The organism is Paraburkholderia fungorum (genome assembly GCF_003610895.1).
Classification (GTDB): domain Bacteria; phylum Pseudomonadota; class Gammaproteobacteria; order Burkholderiales; family Burkholderiaceae; genus Paraburkholderia; species Paraburkholderia fungorum_B.
Genome location: NZ_MCAS01000003.1, coordinates 42,528 through 56,686 on the forward strand (window position 1 = coordinate 42,528; position 14,159 = coordinate 56,686).

14 protein-coding genes and 1 pseudogene are annotated in these 14,159 nt (G+C 62.5%); 6 read left to right on the forward strand and 9 right to left on the reverse strand.

Annotation, left to right across the window (positions count from 1 at the left end; translation table 11 throughout):
- Positions 1-58: 58 nt before the first annotated feature.
- On the forward strand, positions 59-820 hold the full coding sequence (locus BCY88_RS04215) for a ProQ/FinO family protein (RefSeq protein WP_120343042.1): 762 nt from the start codon (positions 59-61) through the stop codon (positions 818-820).
- 18 nt (positions 821-838) lie between these two features.
- Here BCY88_RS04215 and BCY88_RS04220 read toward each other — a convergent pair whose 3' ends face one another.
- Entirely contained in the window at positions 839-2,194 is a 1,356-nt protein-coding gene (locus BCY88_RS04220) for a TAXI family TRAP transporter solute-binding subunit (RefSeq protein ID WP_120343043.1), read from the reverse strand.
- Between the two features lie 131 nt (positions 2,195-2,325).
- Between BCY88_RS04220 and BCY88_RS04225 the strand changes: the two genes are divergently transcribed.
- The 3 genes from BCY88_RS04225 (at position 2,326) to BCY88_RS04235 (ending at position 4,200) form a co-directional block, all read left to right on the forward strand.
- The gene (locus BCY88_RS04225; RefSeq protein ID WP_404935674.1) at positions 2,326-2,805 is read left to right on the forward strand and encodes a DUF2946 domain-containing protein; all 480 of its coding nucleotides are present in this window, start codon (positions 2,326-2,328) and stop codon (positions 2,803-2,805) included.
- Positions 2,806-2,908: 103 nt separating this feature from the next.
- Entirely contained in the window at positions 2,909-3,805 is an 897-nt protein-coding gene (locus tag BCY88_RS04230) for a hypothetical protein (RefSeq protein WP_183081271.1), read from the forward strand.
- Positions 3,806-3,819: 14 nt separating this feature from the next.
- Positions 3,820-4,200, forward strand: coding sequence for a copper resistance CopC family protein (locus BCY88_RS04235; RefSeq protein WP_120343045.1), 381 nt, complete (start codon positions 3,820-3,822; stop codon positions 4,198-4,200).
- A gap of 99 nt (positions 4,201-4,299) precedes the next feature.
- Here BCY88_RS04235 and BCY88_RS04240 read toward each other — a convergent pair whose 3' ends face one another.
- From BCY88_RS04240 to BCY88_RS04250, 3 genes are all read right to left on the reverse strand, one after another.
- The gene (locus BCY88_RS04240; protein ID WP_120343046.1) at positions 4,300-5,502 is read right to left on the reverse strand and encodes a porin; all 1,203 of its coding nucleotides are present in this window, start codon (positions 5,500-5,502) and stop codon (positions 4,300-4,302) included.
- Positions 5,503-5,654: 152 nt separating this feature from the next.
- Positions 5,655-7,118, reverse strand: coding sequence for an amidase family protein (locus tag BCY88_RS04245; RefSeq protein WP_120343047.1), 1,464 nt, complete (start codon positions 7,116-7,118; stop codon positions 5,655-5,657).
- A 53-nt stretch (positions 7,119-7,171) separates the two neighbouring features.
- A complete protein-coding gene (locus tag BCY88_RS04250) occupies positions 7,172-8,485 on the reverse strand; it encodes an MFS transporter (RefSeq protein ID WP_120343048.1) in 1,314 nt (437 codons plus the stop codon).
- A 352-nt stretch (positions 8,486-8,837) separates the two neighbouring features.
- Here BCY88_RS04250 and BCY88_RS04255 point away from each other — a divergent pair, with 352 nt between their 5' ends.
- Complete coding sequence (locus BCY88_RS04255) at positions 8,838-9,770, forward strand: LysR substrate-binding domain-containing protein (RefSeq protein ID WP_120343214.1); 933 nt, start codon at positions 8,838-8,840, stop codon at positions 9,768-9,770.
- A gap of 42 nt (positions 9,771-9,812) precedes the next feature.
- On the opposite strand, the pseudogene hpaC reads toward BCY88_RS04255, so the two are convergent.
- A pseudogene (hpaC, locus tag BCY88_RS04260) lies at positions 9,813-10,356 on the reverse strand (4-hydroxyphenylacetate 3-monooxygenase, reductase component).
- A 284-nt stretch (positions 10,357-10,640) separates the two neighbouring features.
- Between hpaC and BCY88_RS04265 the strand changes: the two are divergent.
- The gene (locus tag BCY88_RS04265) at positions 10,641-11,291 is read left to right on the forward strand and encodes a response regulator transcription factor (RefSeq protein ID WP_120343049.1); all 651 of its coding nucleotides are present in this window, start codon (positions 10,641-10,643) and stop codon (positions 11,289-11,291) included.
- Here BCY88_RS04265 and BCY88_RS04270 read toward each other — a convergent pair.
- The 4 genes from BCY88_RS04270 to BCY88_RS04285 form a co-directional block, all read right to left on the reverse strand.
- Entirely contained in the window at positions 11,281-12,024 is a 744-nt protein-coding gene (locus BCY88_RS04270; RefSeq protein WP_120343050.1) for an SDR family NAD(P)-dependent oxidoreductase, read from the reverse strand. The genes BCY88_RS04265 and BCY88_RS04270 overlap by 11 nt on opposite strands.
- Positions 12,025-12,095: 71 nt before the next feature.
- Positions 12,096-13,223, reverse strand: a complete 1,128-nt coding sequence (locus BCY88_RS04275) for an amidase (protein ID WP_120343051.1) — start codon at positions 13,221-13,223, stop codon at positions 12,096-12,098.
- Positions 13,220-13,735 (reverse strand): nuclear transport factor 2 family protein, encoded by a 516-nt coding sequence (locus tag BCY88_RS04280; RefSeq protein WP_120343215.1) that lies wholly within the window; start codon positions 13,733-13,735, stop codon positions 13,220-13,222. The genes BCY88_RS04275 and BCY88_RS04280 overlap by 4 nt, the downstream gene beginning before the upstream one ends.
- Positions 13,736-13,756: 21 nt before the next feature.
- Entirely contained in the window at positions 13,757-14,134 is a 378-nt protein-coding gene (locus BCY88_RS04285) for a hypothetical protein (RefSeq protein ID WP_120343052.1), read from the reverse strand.
- Positions 14,135-14,159 lie beyond the last annotated feature (25 nt).

Below are 14,159 nucleotides of genomic sequence, written 5' to 3' on the forward strand. Positions count from 1 at the left end.
TCGGGACCGGGGTGCAACACGCTGCTACAATCCCCTCTTTCTCGATTGATTGTGCGCTATGGGTTTCGAACAACTTGCTGAACTGAAGAAGCAACTGGCTGCGGCACGCGCCGAAGCTGCGCCCGCTGTCAAGCCGGTCGCCAAGCCGGTCGCCAAGCCGGTTGCGAAGCCCGGCGCGAAGCCTGCTCGCAAGCCGTCGTCGCCGCGCCGCGGCGCGCCCGCTCACAAGCCGGCAGCCGATGCAAAGCCCGCGGCTGACGCCAGGCCCGCGGCCGACGCGAGGCCGGTGGACCCGGTGGTGAAATCGATCGGCAGACTGCAAAAGCGTTTCCCCAACGTGTTCCCGAAGAACCCGGCGCCCAAGCTCCCGCTCAAGGTCGGCATCTTCGAGGACCTCGTGGTTCACGCGAAGGAGTTGTCGCTGAGCGAAGCGGAATTGCGCGACGCGATCAAGACGTGGTGCCGTGGCAGCCGTTACTGGAAGTGCCTGGTCGAAGGCGCCGCGCGGATCGATCTGACGGGCGGTGAAGCCGGCAAGGTGACGGCGCAGGAAGCGGCCGGCGCGCAGCGTCTGCAGGCGCATCGTGCAGGCAGGGGCGCGGCGAAAGCAGCGGCTGCGTCGGCAGAAACGTCGGCCGATGCCTCTGTCGCAGCGGCTTCTTCCGATACGGCAGCGCAAGCCGCGGCTGCTCCGGAAGCTGACGCGCAAAGCCCGCAGCCGGCCACGTCGACGGACACCCCGGCCGTCGAGCTGGCAACACCGTTGGCAAGCCCGTCGGCAACACCGCCGGCAGCACCTTCGGCCTCCACCGAAGCGTAAAGAAACCCGCCGCCCCGGCTAGGGGCGGCCGTCTTGTGCCGCCGTCAGCCGGCTGCGCACAAAGCCGACATGCTCGCGCAGCACATAGAACGCGTCAGCATATGCAAGCGGCATACGCAAGCGGTTAAGCGATGCCTCGATATCGTCGAGTTCCACGAAAAGCCGCTTGCGCTCCTCCTCGGTCGAGTCGGCGAGTGCATCGCGTTCGATCGCGATCAGCGCCCCGTAATAACGATAAATGCGCGAGCGAATCCGCCACCGGTAGAGCGCCGGAATCAGCCGCATTGCGGGAAACAGCAGCACCGCCATCGGCAATAGCAGCACCAGCGTGCGATCGCCGATGCTTGCGAGCCAGAACGGCAGGGTGCGATATAGAAAACTCTTGCCGGTCTTGTAGTAGCGCTGCGCGTCTTCACTGATCTGATATTCATGGGCAACCGGGCTCGGGAATTCGCCGGCGTGCTGCAGCAGCCCCGGCATGCCGTGCACCTCCTGCGCGGCCTCGATCAACAGGTCGGAAATGGCCGGATGCAGATCGCTGCGCGCCACGAGTTCGGCCGTCGGGCTGATCAGATGAATCGTGTCGGGCGGAATTTTGCGCTTGAGATCCAGCACGCCGGGCGGCAAGTCGATCTCGTCGAGATAGGGAAAGAGACGCGTATAGGCGCTCGCCTCGTCGAAATTCATCACGGAGATGCCCGGCACTTTCAGGAGCCGCAGCATCAGGCCGCGCGTGGCCGAATCGCCGTTCAGGATCGCCGCGTCGACCTCGCCCGCCACGAGTTGCGTCGCGGCCTGCATGCCGTCGCTCGGTACCAGCACCGTGTCGCCGCCCGGCGCAATGCCGTTTGCTTCCAGCAGTTTGAGCGAGAGCAGGCGCGTGCCGCTGCCTTCGCGGCCGATGGCAATCCGTTTGCCTTCCAGTTCTGAAAGCTCGCTCAGGCCCGTGCCGCGATAGAACACCACCACGGGAACATAAAACACGCTGCCGAGAGACATGAGCGACGATGTATCGAGCCCGTCGGCCACGCCGCCTTGCACGAGTGCGAGATCGACATGCTGTTTCGGATCCAGCAGCCGACGCAGGTTCTGCACCGAGCCATCGGATTCCAGCACCTTCAGCGTGATGCCGTTGCGGGCGAGGATCTTCCTGTACTGATTCGCGGTGACGAGGAACGAGCTGTCGTGCGGACCCGCGCTCATCGTGATGGTTTTCGGTGGCGCCGGATCGACCAGCCAGACGACCAGGGTGACCATCAGCACGACAAGCGCGGCCACGGCGATGTAAGTCACGGTGTGATCGCGCCATTCCGCATGCGCGGGGTCGCCCGCCAGATGCGGGAGGCGTGGGCGATGCGGGCGATGCACTTTCATGGACACTCCGTTCTCGAAGCGGGGATGAGGCATTGTCCGCATTCTCCACGCATTGTCCATTGCCTCGCCAAGGCACACGATAGGCCATGGCATAATCCACGGCAGTTTCCAATCGTGTCGCCGGGCGCATCTTGAGTCGTTCCTATCAGAAGATCGGCAGTTGGCTGGGATTGTTGGCGATCCTGATGGCCACGCTCGCGCCCACGATCTCGCATTCGCTCGCCGCTCGCAGCGGCGACGAAAGCGAAATGCAAGGCGCGCGCTGTCCAATGCCTTCGATGCCTTCGATGCCTTCAATGGCTTCCGCGCCGGCGATGGAGTCCATGGATTCCATGGATTCCATGGCGTCGATGTCCGCCATGCCCGCAATGCAGCACGACGCATCGAACCCCGCCACCGGCAAGCACGCCCAGCACACGGTGATGTCCGACGGTGACGCCTGCGGCTACTGCAGCCTGCTTGCTCATATGCCCGTGGTGCCGAGCGTCGAGGCACTGTTCTCCGTCACCGTGCGCGCGTTGCAGCACACCGTCGCCACACGCTTCGAGAGCGTCGAGCGCGTCGAGCCGCTCACCTTTGCGCAGCCGCGCGCGCCACCGCTTACATCCTGATTCGAGTCACATCGCTGCGATGCAACGACCGCATCGCGATGCCGTTGCACGTCCGTCTGTCGACGCGTGCCGGTATTGTCACGACCCATGAACAGGATGAACCATGCAAACCCCAATCACGCGCAACGGGCTGCCGTTGCGCGCGGCGTCGCTCGCCGCGGCGGCCGCCGGCGTACTTCTGGTCGCGCCTTCTCTCGCCAGCGCCCATGCCATTGCAGGCGATCGCGTCTTTCCGTCGACGCTGGCCGTCGACGACCCCGGTGTCGGCGACGAAGCCAACCTGCAATACGGCCACGTGCGCGTGCCCGGCGACAACGGCGATCAAAGCATCAACACCTTCGATTTCGAATACGACAAGCTGATCACGCCGAGACTGGCGGTCTCCATCGACGGCACTTATACGATGCAGAACAATCCGAAGGCGCGTGGTTTCGACAATTTCGGCGTCGGCTTGAAGTACCTGCTGTATGTCAACGACGAACACGAGTTCATGACCTCGGTCGGCGTGAATGCCGAACTCGGCGGCACCGGTAGCCGTGCGATCGCGGACAACTTCTCGACGATCTCGCCGACGGTCTATGCGGGCAAGGGCATGGGCGATCTGCCTGCGGCGCTCGCCTATCTGCGGCCGATCGCAATCACGGGTGAAGCCGGGCCGGCGCTGACCACCGGCGCGGGACAGCCGAACGCGTTCAACTACGGCTTCACTGTGCAATACAGCTTGCCGTATCTGCAGCAGCACGTGCACGACCTCGGCTTGCCGCAGCCGTTGGCCAACGTCATTCCCTTGGTGGAGATACCGCTATCGAGGAGCCAGGGGCAGACAACCGGCACGGTCAATCCGGGGTTTATCTGGATCAATCGCTATGGGCAGTTCGGTGTTGAAGCGCAAGTGCCGATCAATCGTGCGAGCGGCTCGCACGTGGGGATTCTGGTGCAGGCTCATGTCTTCTTCGACGACGTTGCGCCGACTACGATCGGCAAACCTCTCTTTCAGTAAAGCAGGAGCTGACGATGAATAACGTTCTTCAAAACTGGATGCGGGTTACCGTGAAGTTGCCGGTGCTGATTGCCGGGCTTGTTGTTGCAGGCGCCGCTTTTGCGCATGTGTTTCCGCAGAAGCAGGAGCCGGGAGCGGGTGCGACGGTGGCCTCGCCCGCGCAGGTCAGGATTGTCTTCGATGGACCGCTCGAGCCGGCCTTCAGTTCGCTCACGGTTACCGACGCGAGCGGCAAACAGGTCAACACGGAAAAGGCCGTGGTCGACGCGCATGAAGCGGCAGCGATCGCGGTGCCGCTGCCCGCACTGAGCGCTGGTCACTACACCGTGCACTGGGTAGCGGTCGCCTCCGATGGGCATCGCACGCACGGGGATTATGCGTTCGATGTAAAGTAGGCCGAAATAGTGACGTGCTGCATCATCGTGTGAGCGATGATGCAGCGCGCCGGAGCGTGGCGGGGCAGACACAAACCGGGCGCCGCGCAGGCAAGAAAATCAGAACTTATGCCGCATCCCGATCCTCACAACCGCCTGCTTGTCATCGGCCGACGCAGAAGGCCCATTAATGGCGGCCACGGCCTGCTTGCCCGTCGAATCCGTCCCGGAGGCTTTCTGATAAACCCCGATCAGATACACGTCGGTTCGCTTCGAAACAAAGTAGTCGATCCCAGACGCGACCTGCTGATAGGTCGCGCCCGTCGCACCCTTGACTGAGCTGCCCTTCGTATAGTCATACGCCACCCCGCACAGCAGATCAGGCGTGATCTGATACTTGAAGCTCACTTCCGCATTGTTCAACGTGGCATTGCCACTCAGTCCGGCAGGATTCGGCCCGGAAGAAAGATCCCCGAGATCGCGAAAACTCGTATTCGAATACGTCGCGCCGAATGTCGCGGCGCCGAAAAGATACGACGCCCCCGCGCCAATCACATGCAGCGATTTCGCCGATGCATACCCGGAATAAACCGGCGAAACCATATTGCTGCCAGGTACACCGTTCACGGTAACCGCGGGACTGCCGGTACTGCCGAAGAACGATGTATTCGGGTTGGCGACGTCGAGATAACCTGCGCCCAGTGCCAGCGGTCCATTCACATACCCGGCCGATACCGACCAGATCCGGTTGCGCGAGAAGTCACCCGCCACGCCGCCCAGGCTGACCATGCCTTCAACCGTCAAACCGCCATATGTGTTGCTGGTGAACTTGATCGCGTTGTTCGTCGAGTTCGTGTTGTTGATGTTGTCGAGATCGCCGGGATGCGCGGCCGTATAGCCACCCCATTGATCGCCGACTTCGAACGGGCCGAGGATATCGACGTTCGTGTCGTACTGACGGCCGAGCGTTACCGTGCCAAACGGACCCGACAGGCCTACCCAGGCCTTCTTGCCGAACAGCAGCCCGCCTTGGCCGAGCTTGCCGGTACTGGCGTCAAAGCCGTTCTCCAGCATGAAGATCGCTTTCAAGCCGCCGCCAAGGTCTTCCACGCCGCGCATGCCCCAGCGGCTTTGCTGCATCACGCCGCTCAGCAGGCGAACCGCGCTGTGGCCGGAGACGCTGCCGTTGGCGTTGGCCGTTGCCGCGTTGCTCGTATAACTCACCCCTTCATCGATAATGCCGTACAGCGTGACGGCACTCTGTGCATGAACCAAGGCCGGAAAAGGTGCCGCGAGACATACTGCCAGTATCGTTTTTTTCATGTGGTCTGACGCTCAAGTTGGAGAAAGTGCAAAAAGTGACGGACGTGTCGGCTCCCGCGAGCCACGCGTTGCTTGCCTGCAAGCAGCCGGAGGTGAGGCCGGCTACTGGAAGAGCTTCGGAGTGAGCGGCGCTTAGTGCTTCTTAATGGTTCTTAGTGACGCCCGGCGACGAGCGGCGGCCGGATCCTCTCGTGTGCCGCGGCGGCCTCGTAGGCGTGGCCGAACTGCAGCAGGCCCCAGTCGTCGCGAAAACGTCCGGCGATCTGCAAGCCGATCGGCAAGCCAGATGCGCTAAAACCGCACGGCAAAGCGAGTACTGGCGATTCGGTGGAGGACAGATACCAGCAGATGCGCATCCAGTCGATGTACGAGTCGTACCGTGTGCCCATGAATTCAGTAGGCCAGCGCAAGTCGGCATCGAAAGGCAGCATCTGCGTGGCGGGCAGCACGTAGTACGCGTGGTCGTCCATGAAACGGCGCATGCGCTCGAACAACGCTGTCTTGCGCACGAACATGTCACCCAGATCCGCCGCGGACAGCGAGCGGTGCAAGCGGCACTCCGCTTCGATTTCCGGCTTCAGTTGGGCGCGTGCTTCGGCATCGAGCCGATCGACAAGGCTGCCGATCATCCACGCACGCTCGATGCGAAACACCTCCTCGGCATCGGCGAGATCGGGGTCGGCAAATTCCACCTGGCAGCCCATCGACTCGAAGACCGCAGCCTGTGCCTGAACGGCACGCTGAATCTCGGGGTCGACAGCAAGACCGGCAAGCTGGACCGACATGGCGATACGCATGCCGCGAAAGTCGCGTTGCAATGGCTGCGCGAAACGTGAACCGGGTTCGCTGATCTCGGTCGCGGTTTCGCCGGACGGTCCGGCAATCGCGCTGAGCAGCAAGGCGGTGTCGGCGACATCGCGGGCCATCGGACCGTCTACGCCGAGCGTCGCCCAGCCGTTCGAATCTGGCGCGCGCGGCACGCGTCCCGGCGACGGGCGCAAACCCACCACTGCATTCCACGCGGCCGGATTGCGCAGCGAACCGCCCATGTCGCTGCCGCAGGCGAGCGGATTCATGCCGCACGCGACGGATGCGGCTGCGCCGCCGCTGCTGCCGCCAGCGGATTTGCCCAGGTTCCACGGATTGCGCGTCACGCCAAACACGTCGTTGAAGGTGTGCGAACCCGAGCCGAATTCAGGCGTGTTCGACTTGCCGATCATCAGTGCGCCGGCTGCATCGCAGCGGCGCGCGATCAATGCACTGTGGCGAGGCACGTGATGCTCGAAGACCTTCGAACCAAACGTGGTGCGCACGCCGCAGGTCGCGGTCAGGTCCTTCTGTGAAACCGGCAGACCATGGAGCGGGCCCTGCCAGACGCCGCGTGCCCATAGCGCGTCGATTTCCGCGGCACGGCTCCTTAAGGCGGTTTCGTCGGCGACGGTGACCAGTGCATTGACTTGCGGATTCACGGCATCGATGCGCGAGAGGTGCGCGTTCAATATCTCGACGGCGCTCACGTCCTTTTTTCGTTGCAGATCGAGCAAGGTGAGCGCGGACAGGTCGCAAAGTTCGCTGCCTGCGGCGAGCGGGGTATCGGCATGAAGAGTGTCTGACATGAGAATTTCGCGGTATTGAAAAGTGAATGGCGAACGTACGGGCGTGCGCTTGCCTAGATGTCCTGACGGGTGCGGTCGGTCACGAACAGCAGCGCGACCAGCGAGAGCACCCCGCAGACGATGACGTACCAGGCAGGCGCGGCCGGATTGCCGGTCGCCTGTATCAGCCACGTCACGATGAATTGGGCAAAGCCGCCGAAGATGGACACGCCCGCGGCGTAGGCAAGAGAAAGCCCTGTTGCGCGCGTGCTGCGCGGGAACATCTCCGGCAGCATCGCGCCGTTCGCGCCTGCGTTGACGGAATGCAGCGCTGCAAGCACGCAGACCACCAGATACAAGGTACCGATCGAAGGCAAATGCTGGATCAGATAGAACCCCGGCAGAATGAGCACGGTAAGCAGTACGCGCGAAATGAAGGCGACGCGTTTGCGGCCGAACGTGTCGGACCAGATGCCGCCCACCGGGGACATCACCAGCATGACCGCGCCCGCGAGAATTCCGCACCAGAGCGCGGCATCCATGGGCAGATGCAGCACCTTGATCGCATACGTCGACATGTAATAGATCACGATGAAATGCGCCGAGGTGCCCCCGACCACCAGCAGAAGGGCAACCAGAACGTGGCGCCAGTCGCGTTGCAGAACAGTTTTCAGCACGCCGGCGGAATCGCGCGCGGCATCGGCGGGCGCGTCGGCTTCACCGCCCAGGCGCGAACGCAGATAAAGACCGAGCGGGGCGATCAGCACACCCGCAAGGAACGGAATGCGCCATCCCCACGCTTCGAGCGCTGCCTTGTCGAGGTAATGCGACAGCAGAAAGCCCACCAGCGAGCCGGCCAGCGCCGCTGCACCCTGACTCGCGAACTGCCAGCTCGTGATGTAGCCGCGCTGCGCGCAAGGGGCGCGTTCCGCGAGCAGCGTGGTCGCGACGCCGACTTCGCCGCCGGCGGAAAACCCTTGCAGCAAACGCGCGGCGACGATCGCGAGCGGCGCCGCGATGCCGATCTGTGCGTAGGTGGGCATCACGCCGATCAGGCCGGTGCCGAGTGCCATCGTCACGAGCGTGAGGTTCATTGCCGCGATGCGGCCGAAGCGGTCGGCTAGCACGCCGAACAGCACCCCGCCGAGCGGCCGTGCGATGAAGCCGATGCCGAACGTGCCGACGGAGAGCAATAGCTGCTGTTGCGACGAGGCGAGCGGGAAGAACAGCTTGCCGAGCAATACCGCAAAGAAACTGTAGACCGTGAGATCGAAGAATTCGAATGCGTTGCCGATCGTCGTCGCGACGATCAGCCCGCGGGTCGATGCGCCATGCCTTGCGCTTTGACCGACGTCGTGCAGCGAAGAACTGAGTGAAGATGACTTCATTGACGGGATCCCTCTGGAGGTGAATCAATCCGTGATGCTTCGGTAGCGCTGCATAGCCGGTTCGAGAGCGTTTTGCTCGAGCAGGGCGCTTTCAATGACGGCGACAGGAAAAGTCTAGGGAGTCAAAAAAGTGTTCCGGATTTGCTTTTTCTTATTGTGATAACGCTGGGTTATCGCGTCCGGCTGGAGCGGCGTTTGACGCACGGGGTCCGTGCAGCAATGAGTATTTGGGAGCATGGCCGGCGTTTTACTCGCGGTGTACCATCGATTCACGCTGTCAGCCGCTATCAGCCGCTGCCTGACGCCAAGCATTGGCAGTCTTTCTCTAAAACGCTTATCCGGCCGCTCATCCGTGAAATACAACCAGTTACGCGCTTTAGTGGCGATAGCCCAGCACGGCAGCATTCGCGCTGCCGCCAAAACGGTGTGTCTGTCCCAGCCCGCGTTGACCAAGGCGATTCGCGAGCTCGAACAGGAATTGGGCGTGCCGTTGGTGTCGCGCAGCGCGCGTGGCGCGCAACTCACCCAGTTCGGCCAGGCCGTGTGTGCGCGTGCAAGGCTCATCCTCGCCGAGATGCAGCACGCCAAAGACGACGTGATACAACTGTCCGGTCAGGCGGGCGGTACCGTGTCGTGTGCGGTTACACCGCTGGTGTCGCTGAAGTTTCTGTCGCGCGCGATTCACTCTTTCCGGCAGCGCATGCCGAAGACGCGCCTCTCGGTTCAGGAGGGTTTTCTGACGGCGGCGCTGGCCCGGCTGCGCGATGGCTCGCTCGATTTCGTGATCGCTATCGTCGATGAAAAAAAGCTCGCGCCGGAATTCGTGTTCCGCTCGTTGCTCGAAGGTGAGTTGATCATTTCGGCCCGCAAAGGCCACCCATTGGCGAATGCCGGATCGATTGCGGATCTGGAGGGCGCGGAGTGGATGCTGAACACCACGCCCGAAAGCATCGGTCAGTCACTCCAGGACTTTTTTGTGCGGCATGGCGCCAAGGCGCCGAACGTGGTGGTGGAGTGCAGTTCGTTCAGCGCGAGTTTTTCGCTGTCGGTGAAAAGCAATCTGCTGTCATGTTGTCCGAAAAGCTTTCTGGAAACGGACTGGATTCGCGAGCGGATCATATCGGTCCCCGTGCGTGAGGCATTGCCGCGCGTGTCGGTGGGCATCATCTCGCGGCGTGACGCGCTGAATACGTCGGCCTGCGATTATCTGATCGACTGTTTCGTCGAGGCCGTCGCGGCTGTGCCGTCGTTTCAGTTCGATACGGATAACGCGGGCGTTGTTTGAGCAAACCGCGCGCTGCGGTTTCGCGCGATGACCCCGGTGCGCTCACTGCTGCGATGCAACGCGCTTGATGCGGTGGAAGTTGCGATCGAAGTAAATCAACCCATCGCCGTCCGTGCGCACGCTAATGCAGGTGGTTTTGACGAACATCACCGAGTGCGAGCCCACTTCCTTCAGATCGACAATCTCTCCCTGCAGGCTCGCGAGTGCGTCGCGTAATACCGGCACGCCCGTGCGTGCCTTCGTCCCAGATCGGCCAGCCAAAGCGTTCCTCCATCGGTACCTGTGTCATGCCTGCGAAGTGGCGTGCGAGCAATTCGTGCTCGCCGGGCAGCACGTTGATGCAAACGTGCCGGTTGTGTTCGAAGGTGGCGTGCATCGCACTCGAGCGGTTCAGACAGACGAGCAGTGTAGGCGGCGTATCGGTAACAGAGCACACGGCGCTCGCAGTCACGCCGCAACGTCCATGGGGGCCCGCCGTCGTGATGACGTTCACGGCTGCGGACAAGTGCGCCATGGCCTGACGGAATTGCTGTTTTGCCGGCAGATCAGTGTCAGCGGCAGTGCTCGATTGCGGGTTCGGCTTCATGTTCTCGGTTCCTCGGAAAGCGCGGTGGGGATCTCGATTCAAGCGTAATCAATCCATGTGCGGAAAAAAATCCGCGTGAGCGGTGGCGAGGAGAGCGTCTTTCCCCATCCGTCTAAAGCTTTCCCCAATGTGTGTCTGAACGGCCCATGCCTGAAGGAGCGGCCCGAGCGAAATTAATCCGTGCTACAGGGTAACTATCGCTTTGCAGCGGTTTTTCCACTGGTTATCATGAACCGGCAAGACGCTTCGACAACGCACACTCCCGAACCGCGCCGGCTTACTCCATGTCCCACCCGTCCCAGTCCGCACCGCCCCTCGCACCGATCGTCTACATCGTCGACGACGACAACGGCATGCGTACGTCGCTCGCATGGCTGCTCGAATCGGTCGGCGTGAAGTCGGCGGGTTTTGCCAATGCGGGCGAATTTCTGAGCGCTTTTGATCCTGACGTGCCCGCGTGTCTGGTGCTCGATGTGCGCATGCCGCAGCAAAGCGGCTTCGACGTGCAAGCGGAGTTGAACCGTCAAGGCGCAACGCTGCCGATCATTTTCGTCAGCGGACATGGCGATATTCCAATGTCGGTGCGTGCGTTGCAGAACGGCGCGATCGACTTTGTCGAGAAGCCGTATAACTCGCAGCAGATGCTCGACCGCGTGCAGCGTGCGTTGAAACTGGCCGAGCTTCGTCATGCCGCCGATCAGAAGCAGCGCGACTTGAAAAAGCGCCTGGCGTCGCTAACGGCGCGCGAGAAAGAGGTGCTGCGCGGCGTGATCGACGGCAAGGGCAGCAAGCGTATCGCCTCCGATCTGTCGATCAGCGTGAAAACCGTCGACGTACACCGCGCGAGCATCAAGGACAAGCTCGGTGCAGCGTCGATCGCGATGCTGGTGCGCGACGTGATGGCGGTATGGGACCAGGACGGATTCAACGCATGAACAAACCGCCGTTCACGTCCCAGCACGCGCCGTTCGCGAAGTAAGCATTCTCCGCTGCCAGCATGATCGCGACGTCCGCGACATAATCGGCTGAGCCAAGACGTCCCGCGGGGATATTCGCGATGACCGCTCTCAGTTTGTCCGGTGCGACGCTTTCATGCACGATCGGCAGATCCATCGGCCCGGGTGAAATCGCATTGACGGTCACGCCCGCCGCACCGAGGTCGCGCGCGAATACCTTGGTCAACGTGATTACGCCGCCTTTGGCTGCGGCATAGTGCGCGCCGGTGGCCGATCCACCGTTCTGTCCCGCCAGCGAGGCAATGTTGACGATGCGGCCCGTGCCGGCGTCAGCGAAATGCTGCCCGAACACCTGGCAACCGAACAGCACGCTGCGCAGATTTACATCGATGACCTGATTGAATTGCTCGGCGGTGATCTCCATCACGGGGACGACCTTGGATGCGCCCGCATTGTTGATCAGGGCATCAATGCGGCCCCAGCGTTGCAGGATTGCATCGCGTGCGGATTCGAACGCGCTTTTCGAGGTCACGTCGAGATTCAACGCGAAGGCGCTCGAGCCGTCGGCGCTCAATTCGCGAGCGAGGGCGTGGGCGGCATCGAACGCGATATCGCCGATGGCAACCATGTAACCCGCCGCATGAAAGCGCGTGGCAATCGCTGCGCCGAGACCGCGCGCGGCGCCGGTGACGAGTACAACTCTGTTTTGCATTTGTTTCGCTTCCTTGAGAAAACTACCGCCTTTATAGCGGTTTTGTGCGTTGCCGGTTTCGGTGGGCTACTTCATGTGGCGAGTGCCGCTTCGAAGCGCGCCGCGACTGCGCAGACCTGTTCATCCGCGCCTTTGCGTCCAACGATCTGCAAACCGGCCTTGAGCGGCGAACCGTTAATCGGCAAGGGCAAGCTCAATGCCGGATGGCCGCTCAGATTGAACGGCCGGATCAACGACGACATGCCGATGACCGAGGTGCCGCTGCGTGCCTCGTCGAGCGTGATGGGCAGCGCGGGCAGGGTGGGGAGAATCAGTACGTCCACGCTTTCAAGCGCATGGTCGACGGCCGCGGTGAATTGACGGCGCACCGACTCCGCGGCATCGAGCTGCGCGGCCGTCGTTTTTGCAGCGGCGCGCAGGCGTGCGTCGAGATCGGCGCCGAGCTTGCCGCTGGCCACGAGGTGACCGAACGCCTGCGAGGTTTCGACGTTGATGATCGCGAGGCCCGCTTCGAAAGCGGCTGCAAAACCCGCGAGTTCCATCGTGCGGGCGTTGCAATCTGCTTGGTCTGCTGCACGCGCAACGGCGGTGAGGATAGCCGGCGTTGCGTCGACCTGCACGATGCCGACGTTGCACGCGCCCGTTTGTGGCGTCTGAGCGGCGTGCAGGTCGAAGTCGGCCGTGATCGCCTGCATCGCGGCGACGATCATTTGCATCTCGCGCGCGAACGGCCCGACACAGTCGAGCGTCGATTCACGCGGGGCCACGCCGCGCCGGGACACGCGGCCGTAAGTCGGCTTCAAACCGATCACGCCGCAGCATGCAGCGGGGCCGCGGATCGAGCCGCCGGTGTCCGTGCCAAGCGCGGCGTCGGCGAGCTTCAGACCGACGGCCGCCGCCGAACCGCTCGACGAGCCGCCGGGAATTCTCGAGGCGTCCTGAGGGTTTTGCGGCGTGCCGGCATAGTCGTTGATGCCAGTCATGCCGAATGCCAGTTCGTGCATATTCGCCTTGCCGACAATGTGCCAGCCGGCGTCGAGTAAGCGGGTTACGACATCCGCATGTTCGGTGGCGGGCGAGGTATCGGCCAGCGCACGGCTGGCGGCCGTGGTCGCGTAACCGGCGATATCGATCGTGTCCTTGATCGCGATGCTGGGGCCGCTGCCGCCGAGCGACAAGGTCTGGATAAACTCGTTCATGGGTTCGGTTTCCTTGCATTGACTTGCCAGGGCGCATCGAAAAGACGTTCGGTGCGAAAGTGCGTGATGAGCCAGTCGCGGCCATTATCCGCGGGCGCGAAATCCACTTCGAGCCGTGCCGAGATCAACTCGGCCGCCGCTTCGACATAGCCGGATGCCTGCAGCATGATCCAACGTCCTGTCGCGCTTTTGCCCCGCACCTCGATGCTTTCCGACGTGAGAAAGTGCACATTCACCGAAAAATGCGGTGACGGCGGTAAGTAGCGCATGAGCATCGCGAGAATCTGTGCGTGACCGGTAAGGCGGCCAAACTTGTTCGCGTATAACGGGCCGATGCCTTCCCAGATCGCGTCTTCAGCAAAGAGCGCCGCGAGCGTTTCGCCTTCGGGCGCACCCGAGGGCACATCGCATAGCGCCATATAGCGCGCCATGGTGCGGCGCACCGCGGATTCGGCTTCGAGCGCGGCGAGCCGTTCGCTCAACATGAGCAGCGTATCAGGCGCTTCGTTCATCGCATCATGCTCCGGCATGGTTCAAGCCGCATTGGCGTGCTGGGGCGGCACGGCCAGCGCGCGGCCGACGCGTGCTTCGATCTTGCCGTAGCGCCACAGGTTGTACTCGCCGACCGGCGTGGTGCGAAACAGATTGCACACTGCGACCGTGGTGTCGAAATCGCGCACGTCCGCCATGATGTAGAAGGTCCACGGCGCGTTGTCGGCGCTGCCGACGGTGAGGCGGTCGTCGTCCATGATGCCGAGCACCTGAACTCCCTCCATCGATTCGACTGCGGCCAGCATCTTGCCGTAAGCCTGCCAGACTTCACCGATCTTCTCGCGCGGCAAGTCGAAGAAATTCTGCGTTACGCCGCAGCAGAACAGTACGCGCAAGGGCAGCGTCGGGGTATCGGACATTGTGTAGTTCTCCATGAAATCGTTT

Coding starts and splice junctions, on each gene's coding strand:
- BCY88_RS04280 (WP_120343215.1), bottom strand. CDS start 13,735: ATGAACGAAGCGCCTGATACGCTGCTCATGTTGAGCGAACGGCTCGCC.
- BCY88_RS04245 (WP_120343047.1), bottom strand. CDS start 7,118: ATGTCAGACACTCTTCATGCCGATACCCCGCTCGCCGCAGGCAGCGAA.
- BCY88_RS04240 (WP_120343046.1), bottom strand. CDS start 5,502: ATGAAAAAAACGATACTGGCAGTATGTCTCGCGGCACCTTTTCCGGCC.
- BCY88_RS04235 (WP_120343045.1), top strand. CDS start 3,820: ATGAATAACGTTCTTCAAAACTGGATGCGGGTTACCGTGAAGTTGCCG.
- BCY88_RS04265 (WP_120343049.1), top strand. CDS start 10,641: ATGTCCCACCCGTCCCAGTCCGCACCGCCCCTCGCACCGATCGTCTAC.
- BCY88_RS04215 (WP_120343042.1), top strand. CDS start 59: ATGGGTTTCGAACAACTTGCTGAACTGAAGAAGCAACTGGCTGCGGCA.
- BCY88_RS04275 (WP_120343051.1), bottom strand. CDS start 13,223: ATGAACGAGTTTATCCAGACCTTGTCGCTCGGCGGCAGCGGCCCCAGC.
- BCY88_RS04250 (WP_120343048.1), bottom strand. CDS start 8,485: ATGAAGTCATCTTCACTCAGTTCTTCGCTGCACGACGTCGGTCAAAGC.
- BCY88_RS04230 (WP_183081271.1), top strand. CDS start 2,909: ATGCAAACCCCAATCACGCGCAACGGGCTGCCGTTGCGCGCGGCGTCG.
- BCY88_RS04270 (WP_120343050.1), bottom strand. CDS start 12,024: ATGCAAAACAGAGTTGTACTCGTCACCGGCGCCGCGCGCGGTCTCGGC.
- BCY88_RS04220 (WP_120343043.1), bottom strand. CDS start 2,194: ATGAAAGTGCATCGCCCGCATCGCCCACGCCTCCCGCATCTGGCGGGC.
- BCY88_RS04285 (WP_120343052.1), bottom strand. CDS start 14,134: ATGTCCGATACCCCGACGCTGCCCTTGCGCGTACTGTTCTGCTGCGGC.